This window comes from Dysgonomonas sp. GY75 (assembly GCF_015234155.1).
Taxonomy (GTDB): Bacteria; Bacteroidota; Bacteroidia; order Bacteroidales; family Dysgonomonadaceae; genus Dysgonomonas; species Dysgonomonas gadei.
On the sequence record NZ_JADCLQ010000043.1, the window covers coordinates 1 to 725 of the forward strand.

A 725-nucleotide genomic window follows, 5' to 3' on the forward strand; every position below is an offset into this window, starting at 1 on the left:
AGCTTTATGGCATCGCTCCCGTCGGGATTCGCCCCGAAAAGGAAATCGCTGGTCCCGAAGCGCCGCGCATCCAGCAGCGTAGCCCCGTCGGACGAGAGCAGGTACAGGTCCAGGGTAACGATGTCCGTTACACCGGAATACTGCCCTGCGGCGTTATAGTCCGGGTCATCCGTCGCCTTGACGGACCGGTTCTGCACCAGCGACAGCATCAGGCCCATGTGGGTCGTACCGCCCGGGACGGTTCCTTCTTTTCCGGTTCCTTCATCCGTACTGCAGGCTGTAAATCCCGTAAGCAGGATCAGCCCCGTTAAAAAACTACATAGCTTTCGTTTCATAATTCTAAAGTTTAATTGTTCATATATGGTATCGGTTATAGTTCTGTTCTCTGCTTACTGATTACCGTAAAGCCGCTTCGCGCTATTTGCTAATCTGCTAATTGAATTTACTGCTTACTGTTTACTGCTTACTGCTTACTGTTTACTCTTAAGAAACGCTATCGATAGGCACTAATCTAAAACCATACTTAGCGGCCTGTTTATCAACGTATTTAATTCTTCGTTCCTTGAAATAGTGATTATACTCGTCAAGAGGTAAAGGCGAAAACTCTTTTTTATCCCTGAGCATCCGGTAAAAAATAATTGCCAGCTTGCGAGCAGTCGCTTTTATGGCTGTTGGTGCACCGCTTTTGGCCTTGATGCGCCTGTAAAATTCACCTAACCAGTTAT

The 725-nt window shown here is 47.6% G+C and carries 2 pseudogenes; both read right to left on the reverse strand.

From position 1 onward, the window contains the following. Positions 1–335: pseudogene (locus tag IR083_RS16635) on the reverse strand (hypothetical protein); the annotation flags it as partial. A gap of 148 nt (positions 336–483) precedes the next feature. Beyond that, a pseudogene (locus tag IR083_RS16640) lies at positions 484–725 on the reverse strand (hypothetical protein); the annotation flags it as partial.